Here is a 16,777-nt window from a genome sequence, read left to right as displayed (position 1 = left end):
CCACGTTCCGTAATCTCAATTATTCTCGTAACGAAAATTATCTGAGGGGTCAGATCCGAGGGAACAGGATGGACAGGACGTGGACATGGACTTGGACTTGGACATCACCGAGTACCTCGCCGAGCTGCCGGAGATCGAGCGATTCTGCACGGTCGACGAGCTGCACGACTCCGTCGAGCGGCTCGCGCGGGAGCGGCCCGACGTCTGCCGGATACGCCGCGTCGGCAGCTCCCGGCTCGGCGAGCCGCTGCGCCTGTTGTCCGTCGGCCACGGGCCGCGCAACGCCCTGATCGTCGGCGGCCCGCACCCGAACGAGCCCATCGGCCTGCTCACCGTCCGCCACCTCGCCCGGCTCATCGCCCGCCACGAGGAGCTGCGCTCCGGCTTCACCTGGCACTTCATGCCCTGCGTCGACCCTGACGGCGCCCGCCTGAACGAGGGCTGGTTCGCCGGTCCCTATACGATCCGCAACTACCACTCCCGCCTGTACCGGCCCGCCTTCGCCGACCAGCCCGAGTGGACCTTCCCCGTCCTCGACGAGCGCGCGTACTTCGACCGGATGCTGCCCGAGACCCAGGCGCTCGCCCGCGTCATCGACGAGCTGCGCCCCGACTTCCAGTACTCCCTGCACAACGCCGACTTCGGCGGGGTCTTCTACGTCCTCAGCGACCCGGTGCCGGGCCTCGCCGAGGACCTGGCGAAGATCGCGGCAAGCCAGGGCGTGCCGCTGTCGCTCGGACCCGTCGACACCCTCGGCTGGCCCGAGGCCGGTCCTGCCGTCTACCTCATGCCGCCCGCCGAGGAACTCCACGGCGCCCACGCCCGGGAGGGCGGCGGGGCCCGTGGCGACGGCGAAGCCCCGGACGGCGGCCAGGCCCGTGGCGGCGGCTCCAGCACGCACTACGCCAGGCGGCACGGCACCACGACCCTGATCACCGACGCGCCGCTCTGGCACGACCCGCGCGCGGACGACACCTCCCCGACAGGGCAGGCGTACGCCGATGTGCTGCGCGCCGCCGCGGGCCGGCTCCGGGACGACGCGGGGGTGTTGGGCGAGGTGTACGACAGGGCGCTGCCGCACCTCGTCGTACCGACGCCGTTCCGGGCGGCCGTCGCCGACTCCCTTGCGACCAGCCGGGCGTTCGCCGACGCCGACGACGCGGTGGCGGCCGCCGTCGAAGGGCGGGGCGCGACCGTCGCCGAGCAGTTCTCCGCGGGGAGCGTCACGCACATGCTGCGGCTGCGCGGCGCCGGACTGCTGCGGCGCCAGCTCGCGGCCGAGGCCGCCGCGGGCAATGTGGCCCCGGCGCTGCGCGCCGTCGCGAGGAGGGCCGACGCCCTCTTCGACGACTGGTGCGCGCAGGCCGAACGGGAGCTGCGCGCCGAGCCGTTCGGGCTACGGCAGCTCGTGGGTCTGCAACTGGGGGCGGCGCTGCTGACGGTGGCGCGGCTCATCACATCGGAGCGGCTCACGTCGGACAAGGAGCAGGGACGTTGACGGGTACGGAGAAGGAGCAAGGGCGTTGACGGGTACGGGAATTACGCGAATGAAGCGGGGCGAGCGTCGGGAGCAGAACCGGGACGCGCTCATCGACGCGGCCGTCGCCGAGATGGCGGCGCGCGGCTACCAGGCCGCCCGCCTGGAGGACATCGCCGAGCGGGCCGGTCTCACCACGGGAGCCGTGTACTCCATCTTCGGGAGCAAGCGGGGACTCCTCCTCGCCGCCGTCGAACGCCTCACCCTGCGGCTCCGCGACCGGCTCACGGCTCTGCTCGACGACGAGGGCTTGTCCCTGCGGGACGCGTTGCGGGCGTTCGCCGGGGTCATGCACGGGTTCGCCGCGGATCCGCGGGCGCCGCGGTGGTTCGCCTTCGAGCTGGAGGCGGCGGTGGTCGCGTTGCGCGACGAGGAGCTGGCGCGGACGCTCGACGGCCATGCGGCGGAGGTGGCGGGGCTGCTGGAGCGCCTGTTCACGGGCCGCGCGGTCGACGGTCCGTCCGTCCCGTCTGGCCCGTCCGGTCCGTTTGGTCCGTCCGGTCCGTCCGGCCCCGTCCGTACGACGCCCGAGCAGGCCGCCCGCCTGGCCCCGGCCGCGCACGCCTTGGCGGCGGGCCTCGCGCAGCGGGTGGCGCGGGCGCCCGGGGCGGTGACCTTGTCGTACGCGACTGACGCGGTGGCGGCGCTGGAGGGCTTGGTGCGGGGCTGAGGGGTTAGCGCGGGGCTGAGGGCTTGGGGCGGGGCCGACGCTCCTGACGCTTTCGGGTTCAGCACCCTTATTTGGGGCGAACGCCGTTTTGGCGAGCTTCTCAGGGCGGGCTCAGGCCGCTCTCATGTACGGGGACGACGCTCGGGGACATGACAGAACCCTTCCGCCAGAACGGCGAGTACCCGCCTCCGCCCGCCCAGGCCCCGACGCCGATGCCGACACCGATGCCGATGCCGGGCCCGCACCGGTCGGGCCGCCGCGCCCGCGGTCCCGTCGCCCTGCTGGCCGCCGTCGCTCTCGCCGCCGCGGCCGTCGGCGGCGGCACCGCGTACGCCGTACAGACGCTGACCGGCGACGACAACGGCAGCGGCGGCGCGAAGAACGTCAACGGGACCAGCGTCTCCACCGGCAGCAAGGGCACCGTCGCCGGTGTCGCCGCCGCCGTCTCGCCGAGCATCGTCGAGATCAACGCCACCACCGGCGCCGGCAAGTCCACCGGCTCCGGCGTGATCGTCACCTCCGACGGCGAGATCGTCACCAACAACCACGTCGTCTCCGGCGCCACCGAGATCACGGTCCGGACCAGCGACGGCAAGTCGTACCAGGCGAAGACCGTCGGTACGGACAGCAAGAAGGATCTCGCGCTGATCAAGCTGGAGGGCGCGTCCGGGCTGAAGGCCGCGAGCCTCGGGGACTCCGACGACGTGCAGGTCGGGCAGGAGGTCGTCGCCATCGGGTCGCCCGAGGGGCTGACCGGGACCGTCACCAGCGGCATCATCTCCGCGCTCGACCGGGACGTGACCGTGTCCGCGGATCCCGGGCGGGGGCAGGGGCAGGGGCAGGGTGGTGACGGGCAGGGGCCCGGGGGCGGGTGGCCGTTCGAGTTCGGCGGGGAGCAGTTCAACGGTGACACCGGGTCTTCCAAGACAACGTACAAGGCGTTGCAGACCGACGCTTCGCTCAATCCCGGGAACTCCGGGGGTGCGCTCATCGACATGGACGGGAACATTGTCGGGATCAACTCCGCTATGTACTCGCCGAGTTCGGCGGAGTCCGCTGGCGCGTCGGGCTCCGGGAGTGTGGGGCTCGGGTTCGCCATCCCGATCAACACGGTCAAGGGGGATCTGGCGAAGCTGCGGGCGGGGGCTACTGGCTGAGAGCCCTGCGGGGCTTTCCCCAGTCCCACCCCTTCCCGAAACCAGGGGCGCTGCGCCCCCTGGACCCCAGCAGGGTGGGTGTCCCGGGCGGGTGGGACGGGCCGCCGCCGATCGCCGCTTCGCGGCTCGTCCTCAAACGCCGGACGGGCTGAGATGTGCCCGGGGCGGGCTGTTCCGGCAGGTAGTAAGGGCGGGTGGGTGGGGAAAAGCCCGTCCGGCGTTTGAGGACGAGGCCGTTCAGGCCGATACGGGGGTCCGGGGGCGGAGCCCCCGGTTTCGGGAAGGGGCGCCCGCGCGCGGAGCGCGCTAATGGACACAGTGGGGAGAGCACCGCGCAGCGGCACACACCCCCCGCCCATGCGACGCTGAAAGGCGCCCCGTCCGCACCGCAGCAGAGAGCCGAAGAGAAACCCATGAGCCCCGCCGAAGGCGACCGTGAGCACCGCGAACATTCGCAAACTCAACAGCGCATCCTGATCGTCGACGACGAACCCGCCGTACGCGAGGCCCTGCAGCGCAGCCTCGCCTTCGAGGGCTACGCCACAGACGTCGCCGTGGACGGCGCCGACGCGCTGGAGAAGGCCGCGGCCCACCACCCCGACCTGGTCGTACTCGACATCCAGATGCCCCGCATGGACGGCCTCACGGCCGCCCGCAGGCTGCGCGCCACCGGATCGACCACGCCGATCCTGATGCTGACGGCGCGCGACACCGTCGGCGACCGCGTGACGGGACTCGACGCCGGCGCCGACGACTACCTGGTCAAGCCCTTCGAGCTGGACGAGCTCTTCGCCCGCATCCGCGCCCTGCTGCGCCGCAGCTCGTACGCGACCGCCGCCGGGCAGGCGACGGAGGGCGACACGCTGGCCTTCGCGGACCTGCGCATGGACCTGGCGACGCGCGAGGTGACGCGCGGGGCGCGCACGGTCGAGCTGACCCGTACCGAGTTCACGCTCCTTGAAATGTTCCTCGCGCATCCGCGCCAGGTCCTCACCCGCGAGCAGATCCTGAAGTCCGTGTGGGGCTTCGACTTCGAGCCGTCCTCCAACTCCCTCGACGTGTACGTCATGTATCTGCGCCGCAAGACGGAGGCGGGCGGCGAGCCGCGCCTCGTGCACACGGTGCGGGGGGTGGGGTACGTGTTGCGCGCCGACGCCTCGGGCCCCGGCGGCGGCGCGTGAACCGGGTCGTCCGCCGCTTCCGCGCGCTCCCGCTGCGCTCCCGGCTCGCCCTGCTCGTCGCCACGGCGGTCGCCGTCGCCGTCGCGGCCGCGGCGGTGGCGTGCTGGTTCGTCGTACGGAACGTGCTGGTGAGCTCGCTGGACGACGCGTTGCGCGACACCAATGTGCCCTACGACTTCGTCAACAGCCAGGTGGACAGCACTGGTCGGTGCCGGCACTCGGTCATCTCGGGCAGCGACCGGCCCGACCTGTACAAGCAGACGGTCCAGGTGGTCGACCAGACCGGCGGCAGCTGCATCATCCTCGGCAAGCAGGAGATCAAGCTCAAGGAGTCGGACACGGCGGTCGCGCGGCGCGAGGTCTCGGAGTCCTTCCACGACGCGACCGCGGCCAATGGGGACGAATACCGCGTCTTCACCTACCCCTTGCCGGGCTCCTCCTACGCCGTCTCCGTCGCCCGCCCTCTCAGCGAGGTCCAGGACACCCTCAGCAACCTCGTCCTCGTCCTCTCCGCAGTAGCCGGCGTAGGCGTCCTCGGCGCCGGTGCCGCCGGCCTCTGGGTGGCCCGCACCGGCCTGCGCCCCGTCGACGAGCTCACCGCCGCCGTCGAGCACGTCGCCCGCACCGAGGACCTGAACCTGCGCCTGCCCACCGACGACGACAGCGACGACGAGATCGCCCGCCTGTCCCGGTCCTTCAACGCGATGACCTCCGCCCTCGCCTCCTCGCGCGACCTCCAGCAGCAGCTCATCGCGGACGCGGGGCATGAGCTGCGTACGCCGCTGACCTCGCTGCGGACCAACATCGAACTCCTCGCCCGCAGCGACGAGACCGGGCGTGCCATCCCGCCCGACGACCGCAGGGCCCTGCTCGCCTCCGTGAAGGCCCAGATGACCGAACTGGCCTCCCTGATTGGCGACTTGCAGGAGCTGTCCCGGCCGGACGCGGCCCAGTCGGGCGGCAAGGTGCAGGTGGTCGCGCTGCACGACGTCGTGGACGCGGCCCTGGAGCGGGCCCGGCTCCGCGGGCCCGAGCTGACCTTCGACGCCGACCTCCACCCCTGGTACGTACGCGCGGAACCCGCGGCCCTGGAACGGGCGATCGTGAACATTCTCGACAACGCGGTGAAGTTCGGCCCGGCGCGGTCGGCCATCGAAGTCGGCCTGAAGGGTGGGGAGTTGACGGTACGGGACCATGGGCCCGGCATCCCCGAGGACGAACTCCCGCACGTCTTCGACCGGTTCTGGCGCTCACCGGCGGCCCGGGGCCTGCCCGGTTCCGGGCTCGGCCTGTCCATCGTGGCGCGCACGGTCCGGCACGCGGGCGGCGAGGTCGCGCTCGGGCCCGCGGACGGCGGGGGCACGGTGGTGACGGTACGGCTGCCGGGGGCGGGGACGCCGCCGCCCGCGACGCCCTGAGGCGCCGGGCGCGAATCCGCGGATCCTCGACGCCAACGAGACGCTGCGTCTTGCGTAAGTGTGCGAGAGGGGCTACGGTGAGGTCGTTCCGCTGGCGAGACGATACGTCTCGCCTGTGGATCACTCACCCGCCCCCTGCGAAAGAAGCCCCACTTGTTCCGTGCCCCAGCAGCACCCGCCCCCCGTACCGTCACCTCGCAGCTCACCCTCACCGACGTCACCAAGCGCTACGCCGACCACCTCGTCCTCGACCGCGTCCGCCTCGCCGTCCGGCCGGGCGAGAAGGCCGGCGTCATCGGGGACAACGGCTCGGGCAAGTCCACGCTGCTGCGGCTGCTCGCCGGGCGCGAGCGGCCCGACAACGGCACCGTCACCGTCGTCGCCCCGGGCGGCACCGGGCATCTCGCCCAGACCCTGGACCTGCCGGACAGCGCACGCGTGGGCGACGTCGTCGACCTCGCGCTCGCCGAACTGCGGTCCCTGGAGCGGCGCATCCACGCGGCGGGATCGGCCCTGGACGGCGCGGGCCCGGACGCGTACGACGCCTACGCCGCGCTCGTCGCGCGGTTCGAGGCGCGCGGCGGCTACGGCGCGGACCGCCGCGTCGACATCGCCCTGCGGCACCTGGGCGAGCCCACCGGACTCGACCGTTCACGGCGGCTCGGCACCCTCTCCGGAGGGCAGCGGTCCCGGCTCGCCCTCGCCGCGACCCTCGCCTCCGCGCCCGAGCTGCTGCTCCTCGACGAGCCGACCAACGACCTCGACGACGAGGCCGTGGCCTGGCTGGAGGAGCGGCTGCGCGCCCACCGCGGCACCCTCGTCGCCGTCACCCACGACCGGATGTTCCTCGACCGCGTCACCGACACCATCCTGGAGGTCGACCATGTCACTCGTTCTGTACGGCGTTACGGCGACGGCTACGCGGGCTATCTGACGGCCAAGGCCGCCGAACGGGCCCGGCACGAGCGGGAGTACGAGGAGTGGCGCGCCGAAGTGGCCCGGCAGTCACGGCTCGCCGACTCCGCCGTCGGACGCCTCGACGCGATCCCCCGCAAGGCCCCGGCGGCCTTCAGCGGCGCGGGCGCCTTCCGGGCCCGGTCCCGGGCGCACGGCGCGATGAGCCGGATCCGCAATGCCCGCGAGCGCCTCACGCGCCTGAGCGAGAACCCCGTGCCCGCGCCGCCGGAGCCCCTGCGCTTCACGGCAGGCGTCGAGGGAGCGGCCCGGTGCGCGGTCGATCTCGCGGACGTGCGCGTACCGGGGCGGCTCGCGCTCGACGCCCTGCACGTCCCGGCCGGGGGCCGCCTGCTCGTGACCGGTCCCAACGGCGCGGGCAAGTCCACGCTGCTCCGGGTCCTCGCGGGCGAGCTCGCGCCGGAGCCGGGTGCCACGGTGCGCGGCCCCGCCCGGGTCGGGCTGCTGCGGCAGGTGGCGGCGCCGTTGTCCCGCGCGGAGGGCGCGCGTTCGCTGCTCGCCGCCTTCGGCGCGGACCGGGCCGACGAGCTGCTCGCCCTCGGCCTGTTCCGGGCGGAGGACCTGCGCCGACCGGTGGGCGCCCTGTCCACGGGACAGCGCCGCCGCCTCGAACTGGCCCGCCTGGTCACGCGCCCGTACGACCTGCTCCTCCTGGACGAGCCGACCAACCACCTCGCGCCCTCCCTGGTCGAGGACCTGGAGGCGGCGCTCGCGACGTACGCCGGCACGCTGGTCGTCGTGACGCACGACAGACGGCTGCGGGCGGCGTTCCCGGGGCCGGTCCTGGACCTGCCCGGCCGGTCCGCCGTGTGAGGCCGCCCGACGCCCCCCTGGAGCCCTACTTCGCCCCCGGAGCCCTACTTCCCGGGCCTACTTCCCGAACCCGATCCCGTACCCCTCGATCCCCACCCGGATCCCGTCCTTCTCCACCGTCACGTCCCGCAGCCGCATGGCGCCCTCGCCCGGCAGCTTCGGCAGCTGGAAGGCCAGCGACAGACGGTCGACGAGGACGGGCCGGGTGAGGTCGTCGAGGCCCTTGAGCAGGGCCGGGTCCAGGCCCAGCTTCTTCAGGAGGGCGGGGTGGCCCATCGCCACGTCGATCAGGTTCAGCCGCATCACGTCGTCGACGAACTTCGGTGAGCCGGTGACGTCGTTGAGCCTGGCGTCGCTGCGCAGCGCCTCGCGCGCCGCCGCGTCCGGCACGCCGAGCCGTTGGGCGATCGCGGGCACCGCGAGCAGGGCCTTCGCCTTGGTCGATTCGTCGGCCACGCGGCGGGCGCCCTCGCGGCTGAGGTGCAGCCCTTCGGACTCCCGCGCGCCAGGGCGGTACGTCGCCATGTCGCCGATGTCCAGGCGCATCCGGTCGATGTCGGTGGCGACGCCGCGGTCGCCGTTGCGCTCGATGCGGGCGTCGGCGCGGACCTTCAGGTCGTGCCCGGCGACGGGCAGGGTGCCGCGGGCGTAGACCTTGTCGCGGCCGTGGCCGGTGAACGTGACCTGGGAGGCGCCCAGCTCACGGTTGAGGTCGTCGAAGGAGAGCAACACCTCGCCGCGCATCTGGCCGATGACCGCGCCGTGCAGGGAGGTGGGCCCGTCGCCCTTCATGGTCACGTCCGTCGCGGTCGCGGAGACCTTGGCGAGCGAGACGCGGTCGGCGGCGACATCGGGGACGGTCACCTTCACCTCGTCAAGGCGCTGGTCGAAGACCTGCGTGAGGAAGGGGAAGCCCTCGATGTCGACCTCGGGCGCCGCGCTCAGGTCGAGCTGGTCCTTGAGCTTGTCGGCGGCCTCGTGCTCGGCGTAGAGCAGGGCCCAGCGGTCGACGAGGACCAGGAACGCGGCGGCCACGGCGAGGGCGACGACGGCCTTCACGGCCAGCGGGAGCCCGGCGAACCGGTTGCGGCGCCTGCGGCTGCCGCGCCGGTGGTTGGGCGGCGCCCACGGAGTCTCGGCCGCGGTCGCGTCGTCGGGGTCCTCCTCGAGGAAGTCCTCCAGGGGGCTGGGCGCGAGGGCGGCGAGCTCTTCGTACGGATTGTGGGGGGATATCTCTTCGGACGGATCAGAAACGGCCATGCGGTGGGGGGAACGCATCAAGCGATCTCACCATACGTTCACACCCCACCCCAAGCTTGTTCGCCGGAGAGCTACTTCACAACGGTAATGCGGTCCGCCTTCGGCGGCGCGATCGGCTTGTCCGCCGAGGAGTTGGCGGCGAAGTAGTCGTTGAGCGCCTTCAGGTCGTCGCCGCCGACCAGCGGCTTCGTGCCCTTGCCCAGCTCGGCGAAGCCGTCGCCGCCGCCCGCGAGGAAGGAGTTCAGGGCGACGCGGTAGGTGGCGCCCGGGTCCAGCGCCTTGCCGTTCAGCTTCACGGAGTCGGCGACGATCCGGTCGGCGCCGGTCTTCGTCATGTCCAGCGTGTAGGTGAGGCCTTCGGACACCTGGAGGATCTTCGGCGAGGCCTCGTTCGGGCCGCTGACCTGCTGCCGCAGCGCGGTCAGGAGCTGCGCGCCGGTGAGGTCGACGAGGTTCACGGTGTTGCTGAACGGCTGCACGGTGAACGCCTCGCCGTACGTCACGACCCCGTCGCCCTCGCTGCCGCTCGCCTTGTGGACGAGGTCGGAGCGGATCCCGCCCGGGTTCATCAGAGCCAGGTCGGCCTTGCCGTCCAGGGACTTGGCATGCGCGAGCTGCGCGTCGGCGATGAGGTCGCCGAGCGGGGACTCGGGCGAGGTGGCGCCGCGACCGGGGATGTCGCCGGAGATATAGCCGACCGGCTTGCTGGCGATCGGCGCGGCCAGCTTGTCCCAGCGCCCGATGAGGCGCGTCATGTCGGCGGCCTTGGGCTGCGTACGGCTGACGACGTGGTTCGCCGACTTCACGCTGGTGCGGACGATGTCCTTGGTCCTGCGGTCGTACGTCAGCGTGGTGTCCGTGTAGAGCTTGCCGTACGAGGACGCCGAGGTGACCATGCGCGGCTTGCCCGAGGGGTCCGGGATGGTGCAGACGTACGCCTGATGGGTGTGGCCCGTGACGATCGCGTCGACCTTGGGCGTGATGCCCTTGGCGATGCCGGTGATGGGGCCGGAGATGCCGTCGCCCGCGCCCGGGGAGTCGCAGTCGTAGTTGTACGCCTGGCTCGCCGGGGAGCCGCCCTCGTGGATCAGCGTGACGATGGACTTCACGCCCTGCTTGTCGAGGATCTTCGCGTACTTGTTGACCGTCTTGATCTCGTCGTGGAACTTCAGGCCCTTGATGCCGTCGGCGGAGACGATGTCGGGGGTGCCTTCGAGCGTCACACCGATGAAGCCGACCTTCACGCCCTTGTGCTTCCACACCCAGTAGGGCTTGAGGATGGGCTTGCCGGACTTCTCGTCCGTGACGTTCGCGGCCAGATACGGATAGTCGGCGCCCTTGAACTTCTTGGGCTTGCCGTGCTTGTCCTTCTCGTAGCAGCCGTCCTTGGGGTGACAGCCGCCGTTCTGGATGCGCGCCAGTTCCTTGGCGCCCTCGTCGAACTCGTGGTTGCCCACGCTGGTGACGTCGAGGTCCATCTTGTTCAGCGCCTCGACGGTCGGCTCGTCGTGGAAGAGCCCGGACAGCAGCGGACTGCCGCCGATCAGGTCGCCGGCCGCGGCGGTGATGGAGTACGGGTGGTTCTTGCGGGCCGTGCGCAGCGAGGTCGCGAGGTACTCCGCGCCGCCCGCGTCGATCTTCTTCTCGGTCCCGTCGTGCTGCTTCTCGGTGACCTGGCCGGAGGACCCGGCGGGCGGCTGGAGGTTGCCGTGGAAGTCGTTGAAGGACAGCAGCTGCACGTCGACGGTGCGCTTCTTGTCCTTGGCGGACGCCCCGCCCCGCCCGTCCTGGCCCGCGTTCGCGGGCAGCGCGGCGGCGAGCGCGCCGACGGTGGCGAGGCCCGCCGCGACGGCGAGGACGCGACTGGCTCGGCGCCTGGGCCTTCGATGCTTGGGTGTGGCGGACACGAATCCCCCCGGGGGCGTTGCGGACGACTTGGGCCGTCGGGAAGCCTAGGGTCAACGCGCGTAGCGCAACAGAGGGTTCCTGGTTACAGGCTGGTTGCCATTCGTCTGCGGGAGCGCTTCGGCTGAGGTTCATCGCGCTGCGCGCTCGTCCTCAATCGCCGGACAGGCTTTATATTGCCGCCCCAGCCGCCGCCGTAGGCTCTACCCATGACTGACGAGCAGCCCGCAGGGACCCCCGCCCCCCTCCGCCAGATCGACACCGTCGACGAGCTCCCGGCCGGTCAGGCCAATGCCGTGCTCGGGCTCCTCGCCGATGCCGCCCGTACCGACGGCCAGCAGGCCGTGTCCGAGCAGGGACGACTGCAACTGCGCGGCGGGGCACGGGCGGGCGTACGTCATCTCCTTCTTACCGTCGGCCCCGAACTCATCGGATACGCGCAGCTGGAGGACACCGACCCGATCGAGGCCCCGGCCGCCGAGCTGGTCGTGCACCCCGCGCACCGCGGCCACGGGCACGGCCGCGCGCTCGGCAGCGCGCTGCTCGCCGAGTCCGGGCGCCGCCTGCGCGTGTGGGCGCACGGCGGGCACTCCGCGGCGCGCCACCTCGCCCAGGTGCTCGGCCTGACCCTGTTCCGCGAACTGCGCCAGATGCGGCGCCCGTTGGCGGACCTGGACCTGCCCGAGCCGGTGCTTCCGGAGGGTGTCCGCGTACGTACCTTCGTGCCCGGCGAGGACGACGCCGCCTGGCTCGCGGTGAACGCGGAGGCGTTCGCCCACCACCCCGAGCAGGGCTCCCTGACCCAGCGCGACCTCGACGACCGCAAGGCGGAGCCGTGGTTCGACCCGGCCGGCTTCTTCCTCGCCGAGCGCGTGACGGAGAGCGGCGGCGCCGAGCTCGTCGGCTTCCACTGGACGAAGGTGCACGCGGCGGAGGGGCTCGGTGAGGTGTACGTCCTCGGGGTGCGGCCGGGCGCGCAGGGCGGCGGGCTCGGCAAGGCGCTCACCACCGTGGGCCTGCGCCACCTCGCGGCGGCCGGGCTGCCGACGGCGATGCTGTACGTCGACGCGGACAACAAGGCGGCGGTCGGCGTGTACGAGCGGCTCGGTTTCGTGACGTACGAGACGGACCTGATGTACCGCACGGAGTCGTAGGGGCAGGGCTGCACCACACCCGAGGGGAGTCGCCTGGGGGTTCCTATGCGACCCCCCAGGCGTCATGTCGGCGTAACCATTGATTCAGACAGCCTTGCGAAGCTCAGGCAATGCAGCCCCCCACCGTGCCCGAGCCCGCCCCGGACGACGGAGCGCGCGCGAACGGCCAGGTCCGTCTCGCGCCCGAGGTCTCCGGCGCGCCCGGATGGGGTACCGCGCGGAAGAATAGGTCCATGAGCGAGCCCACCGCGCAGTCCGAAAACCAGCACGCCGACGACCGCGCCGCCGCCGGGGTGCGGCACGCGCAGCCGTCCGTCGGCACCCTCGCCGCGCACCGGCCGCACACCATCGCGGCCACCGTCTCCGACCTGGACCCGGACCTGGACTCCGAGATGGACGGGTACGACGAGGACGCCCAGGCGGGGTACGGCGGCGCCGAGCTGCCGCAGGGCCGCTTCCTGGACCGGGAGCGGAGCTGGCTCGCCTTCAACGAACGCGTCCTGGAGCTCGCCGAGGACCCGAACACCCCGCTCCTGGAGCGGGCGAACTTCCTGGCGATCTTCGCCTCGAACCTGGACGAGTTCTTCATGGTCCGGGTGGCGGGACTGAAGCGCCGCATCGCGACCGGCGTCGCCACCCGATCGGCCTCCGGGCTCCAGCCCCGCGAGGTCCTGGAGCTGATCTGGAACCGCTCGCGCGAGCTCATGGCCCGGCACGCCGCCTGCTACCAGGAAGAGATCGCCCCGGCGCTGGCCGACGAGGGCATCCACGTGGTGCGCTGGCACGAGCTCACCGACAAGGAGCAGTCCCGGCTCTACACCCTCTTCATGCACCGGATCTTCCCGGTCCTCACCCCGCTGGCCGTCGACCCCGCGCACCCCTTCCCGTACATCTCGGGCCTGTCCCTGAACCTCGCGGTGGTGATCGAGAACCCGGTCACCGGCCATGAGCACTTCGCGCGCGTGAAGGTGCCGCCGCTGCTCTCCCGCTTCCTGGAGGCCTCCCCGCAGCGGTACGTCCCCATCGAGGACGTCATCGCCGCGCCCAAGCACCTCCAGGAACTGTTCCCGGGCATGAACATCAAGCAGCACCACATGTTCCGGCTCACCAGGAACGAGGACCTGGAGGTCGAGGAGGACGACGCCGAGAACCTCCTCAAGGCGCTGGAGAAGGAGCTGATGCGGCGCCGCTTCGGGCCGCCGGTGCGCCTGGAGGTCGAGGAGTCCATCGACCGGCAGATCCTCAACCTGCTGATGCGGGAGCTGAAGATCGGCGAGTCGGAGGTGCACCCGCTGCCGGGGCCGCTCGACCTCACCGGCCTCTTCGCCATCGCGGGCCTGGACCGGCCCGAGCTGAAGTACCCGAAGTTCGTGGCGGGCACCCACCGCGACCTCGCGGAGGTCGAGTCGGCGCAGGCGCCCGACATCTTCGCGGCGCTGCGCGGCGACCACGACGTGCTCCTGCACCACCCGTACGACTCGTTCTCCACGTCCGTGCAGGCCTTCCTGGAGCAGGCCGCCGCCGACGAGAACGTCCTCGCCATCAAGCAGACGCTGTACCGCACTTCGGGCGACTCGCCCATAGTGGACGCGCTGATCGACGCCGCCGAGTCCGGCAAGCAGGTGCTCGTGCTCGTCGAGCTGAAGGCCCGCTTCGACGAGCAGGCCAACATCAAGTGGGCGCGCAAGCTGGAGGAGGCCGGCTGCCATGTCGTGTACGGCCTGGTCGGTCTGAAGACGCACTGCAAGCTGTCGCTCGTGGTCCGCCAGGAGGGCGACAACCTCGTCCGGTACTCGCACGTGGGCACCGGCAACTACCACCCCAAGACCGCCCGCCTGTACGAGGACCTGGGGCTGCTCACCGCCAACCAGGAAGTCGGCGCGGACCTCTCGGACCTCTTCAACCGGCTTTCGGGCTACTCGCGGCGCGAGACCTACCGGCGCCTGCTCGTGGCCCCCAAGTCCCTGCGCGACGGCCTGATCACCCGCATCAACCGGGAGATACAGCACCACCGCGCGGGCCGCCCCGCCTACGTCCGCATCAAGGTCAACTCGATCGTGGACGAGGCCGTCATCGACGCGCTGTACCGCGCCTCGCAGGCCGGCGTGACGGTGGACGTGTGGGTGCGCGGGATCTGCGCGGTGCGGCCGGGCGTCGCGGGTCTGTCGGAGAACATACGCGTACGTTCCGTGCTCGGGCGCTTCCTGGAGCACTCCCGGATCTTCGCCTTCGGCAACGGGGGCGAGCCGGAGGTGTGGATCGGCAGCGCCGACATGATGCACCGCAATCTCGACCGCCGTATCGAGGCACTGGTCAGGGTGATGTCCCCGGCGCACCGGGCGACCCTGAACCGGCTCCTGGACACCGGCATGTCGGACACCACGGCCTCGTGGCACCTGGGGGCGGACGGCAACTGGACGCGGCACGCCACGGACCCGGACGGCCAGCCCCTGCGGAACGTACAGGAGATGCTCATAGACGCCCGGAGGCGCCGGCGTGGCACAGCAACACCATGAGATGACGGCGGGCGAGGCCCTGTCGGTCTACCTGCAGGACCAGGCGACCGACTTCCTCCGCTCGCTGCGGCTGCACCGCGAGTCCTCGACGGACGCGCAGGGGGCCGAGGAGTCCCTGGCGGCGGCCCGCTCCCTGCGGCGCGCGTCCCGCCGCATCGGCGCCTCGCTGCACACCTTCCGGCCGCTGCTCGACCCCGACTGGACGGAGTCCCTCCGCCCCGAACTGGCCTGGCTGTCGGGCACGCTGGCCCGCGAACACGCCTACGCCGCGCGGCTTGAACGGCTGTTGGGCGCCCTGCACCGCTTGTCGTCCCCACCCCCGACGACGGCCCCGGCACCGGCCACCTCGGCATCCCTGCCGACCCCATCAACCCCGCCGCTCCGCGGCGGATATCCCCCACCCACCCACCCTTCATCCACATCCGCACCGGACCCCTCCACCACCGCAGGCGGCCACCCCGCCGGGCAGGCACCCGGTCCTGCCGCAACCGCTGCGGGCAGGCACCCCGCAGGCCGGATCCCACCCGCAGCCACAGGCGACCCGGCTACCGCTGCGGGCAGGCACCCCGGCGGGCAGGCACCCGACTCCGCCGCTACCGCTGTGGGCAGGCGTTCCGCCGGACAGATCCCGCCCGCAGCCACAGCCGACCCGGCTACCGCTGTGGGCAGGCGTTCCGCAGGGCGGAACGGGTGGGCACAGCCCCAGGCCCACGGTGCCGAGAATGTAGGCGCCAGCCAAGGCTCGCTCCCGGCGCAAGCCCCGGGGGCGGCGGCCCAGGCGGGCCCGGCCAAGAAAGCGACGGGCCCCCTGGCCGTGGGCGCCGCCAAGGCCGCCGCGCTGCTCGAGCGCCAGCTCACCCTGGCCCGCACCCGGGCCCACTCCGCCGCCCTCCAGGCCTTCGGCTCCTCCCGCTTCCACGCGGTGGCGGACAACGTCGCCGTACTGGCCAGCGAGGTCCCCCTCCGCCCCACCCACGAGGCGGACCTGAAACCGCTGGCCGCGGCGGCCGAGGCCCAGCTCGCGGACGCGATCGCCGCCCTCCCCCTGGTCCGCGCGGGCCACCCGTACAACGCGGAGGCCCTGGTCCACGGCCTGGCGGCGGACACGGCCCCGGAGGCCCAGGACGCCCCCTGGCTGAAGGTCCGCTCCCTGCTGCGCCTGCACCGCTACGCCCAGGAGGTGCTGCTCGGCGACGCCCCCCTGGACCCCCGCCTCATCCAGGCGGGCCAGGCCCTGGACCTGCACCGCGAGGCAGCGGACGCCGCCGCCGCGGCGGCATCGGCGGCCCGCACGCCGCGCATCGCCCCGGCCACCGCGTACGCCCTCGGCGTGCTCCACGCCGACCAGCGCCACGAGGTGGAGGCGGCACGTTTCGCCTTCCAGCGGGCCTGGCTGCGCGAGGCGGTCACGGCGCCATGACCGGCGCCCCGGACCTGATCCGCGCCGCGGGCTGCGTCCTGTGGCGCCACTCGCCGGTCACGGGCGCCCTGGAGATATGCCTGGTCCACCGGCCCAAGTGGGACGACTGGTCGCATCCAAAGGGAAAGCTGAAGCCCGGCGAGGACCCGCTGACCGCCGCCGTACGCGAGGTGGCGGAGGAAACGGGCCACCACTGCGTGCCGGGCCCGCGCCTGCCCACGGCCCGCTACCAGGCGGGCGGCCGCCCCAAAGAGGTCCAGTACTGGGCGGCCGAGGCCACCCACGGCCACTTCACCCCGACCCACGAGGTCGACCGCCTCCGCTGGCTCCCCCCGGCCGAGGCCCGCGCCCGCCTCACCCAGCCTCGCGATCGCGAACTCCTCGACACCCTCCTCACCACGCTCCACCCGGCCGAAGACGCCTGAGGACCTGACGGAACGGACCTGACAGAACGGACGTGCCCGCACCGGGAGCGCGCCGCAGACCGGAGACGGAGACGGAGACGGAGACTGCGGGAACGCGATCGAGACTCGATCGACTACATCGAGCCACCACAGCCCCTTCCCGGGCGGCCCGACCGACGGGCGACTTGGCCCTTTGCGCCCGCGCTCGACGTAATCCGACCGTGACCTAACCACAAAGTCCGCGTAGGTTCACCGCGCGTTCATTTACGGCCATCGGCCGCTTCACCTCTTCTGCCTAATTTCAGCCTTACGTGCTGCGTGGCGCGCTCGCCCAGACCGCCCGGGCAGTACGTGATCGGCCCACGGC

Annotated in this window: 12 protein-coding genes; 10 read left to right on the top strand and 2 right to left on the bottom strand. The window is 72.3% G+C overall.

Annotation, left to right across the window (positions count from 1 at the left end):
• Positions 1-85 precede the first annotated feature (85 nt).
• The 6 genes from AC0KTA_RS20070 to abc-f all read left to right on the top strand — a co-directional run bounded on the left by AC0KTA_RS20070 (position 86) and on the right by abc-f (position 7,751).
• Positions 86-1,498: a M14 family zinc carboxypeptidase gene (locus AC0KTA_RS20070; protein ID WP_481049593.1), complete on the top strand. Its 1,413-nt coding sequence runs from the start codon at positions 86-88 to the stop codon at positions 1,496-1,498.
• Between the two features lie 49 nt (positions 1,499-1,547).
• Positions 1,548-2,207, top strand: a complete 660-nt coding sequence (locus AC0KTA_RS20065) for a TetR/AcrR family transcriptional regulator (protein ID WP_481049592.1) — start codon at positions 1,548-1,550, stop codon at positions 2,205-2,207.
• Positions 2,208-2,356: 149 nt separating this feature from the next.
• Entirely contained in the window at positions 2,357-3,364 is a 1,008-nt protein-coding gene (locus tag AC0KTA_RS20060; RefSeq protein ID WP_481049591.1) for a S1C family serine protease, read from the top strand.
• Between the two features lie 413 nt (positions 3,365-3,777).
• Positions 3,778-4,545 (top strand): response regulator transcription factor, encoded by a 768-nt coding sequence (locus tag AC0KTA_RS20055; RefSeq protein ID WP_481049590.1) that lies wholly within the window; start codon positions 3,778-3,780, stop codon positions 4,543-4,545.
• On the top strand, positions 4,542-5,963 hold the full coding sequence (locus AC0KTA_RS20050) for a sensor histidine kinase (protein WP_481049589.1): 1,422 nt from the start codon (positions 4,542-4,544) through the stop codon (positions 5,961-5,963). The genes AC0KTA_RS20055 and AC0KTA_RS20050 overlap by 4 nt, the downstream gene beginning before the upstream one ends.
• A gap of 153 nt (positions 5,964-6,116) precedes the next feature.
• On the top strand, positions 6,117-7,751 hold the full coding sequence (gene abc-f, locus AC0KTA_RS20045) for a ribosomal protection-like ABC-F family protein (protein ID WP_481049588.1): 1,635 nt from the start codon (positions 6,117-6,119) through the stop codon (positions 7,749-7,751).
• Positions 7,752-7,808: 57 nt separating this feature from the next.
• On the opposite strand, the gene AC0KTA_RS20040 is transcribed toward abc-f, so the two are convergent.
• Both AC0KTA_RS20040 and AC0KTA_RS20035 read right to left on the bottom strand, forming a co-directional pair.
• On the bottom strand, positions 7,809-9,029 hold the full coding sequence (locus AC0KTA_RS20040; protein ID WP_481049587.1) for an LmeA family phospholipid-binding protein: 1,221 nt from the start codon (positions 9,027-9,029) through the stop codon (positions 7,809-7,811).
• A 53-nt stretch (positions 9,030-9,082) separates the two neighbouring features.
• Complete coding sequence (locus AC0KTA_RS20035) at positions 9,083-10,918, bottom strand: bifunctional metallophosphatase/5'-nucleotidase (protein WP_481049586.1); 1,836 nt, start codon at positions 10,916-10,918, stop codon at positions 9,083-9,085.
• A 207-nt stretch (positions 10,919-11,125) separates the two neighbouring features.
• Here AC0KTA_RS20035 and mshD point away from each other — a divergent pair, with 207 nt between their 5' ends.
• The 4 genes from mshD (at position 11,126) to AC0KTA_RS20015 (ending at position 16,431) form a co-directional block, all read left to right on the top strand.
• Positions 11,126-12,070: a mycothiol synthase gene (gene mshD / locus AC0KTA_RS20030; protein ID WP_481049585.1), complete on the top strand. Its 945-nt coding sequence runs from the start codon at positions 11,126-11,128 to the stop codon at positions 12,068-12,070.
• A 110-nt stretch (positions 12,071-12,180) separates the two neighbouring features.
• Positions 12,181-14,586: an RNA degradosome polyphosphate kinase gene (locus AC0KTA_RS20025; RefSeq protein ID WP_481049584.1), complete on the top strand. Its 2,406-nt coding sequence runs from the start codon at positions 12,181-12,183 to the stop codon at positions 14,584-14,586.
• Positions 14,567-16,006 (top strand): CHAD domain-containing protein, encoded by a 1,440-nt coding sequence (locus tag AC0KTA_RS20020; protein ID WP_481049583.1) that lies wholly within the window; start codon positions 14,567-14,569, stop codon positions 16,004-16,006. The genes AC0KTA_RS20025 and AC0KTA_RS20020 overlap by 20 nt, the downstream gene beginning before the upstream one ends.
• Positions 16,003-16,431 (top strand): NUDIX hydrolase, encoded by a 429-nt coding sequence (locus tag AC0KTA_RS20015; RefSeq protein ID WP_481049582.1) that lies wholly within the window; start codon positions 16,003-16,005, stop codon positions 16,429-16,431. Before AC0KTA_RS20020 ends, AC0KTA_RS20015 begins: the two co-directional genes overlap by 4 nt.
• Positions 16,432-16,777: the final 346 nt, after the last annotated feature.

This window comes from Streptomyces sp. Y309, assembly GCF_056712025.1.
This window is presented reverse-complemented; position numbering and strand designations above follow the sequence as displayed.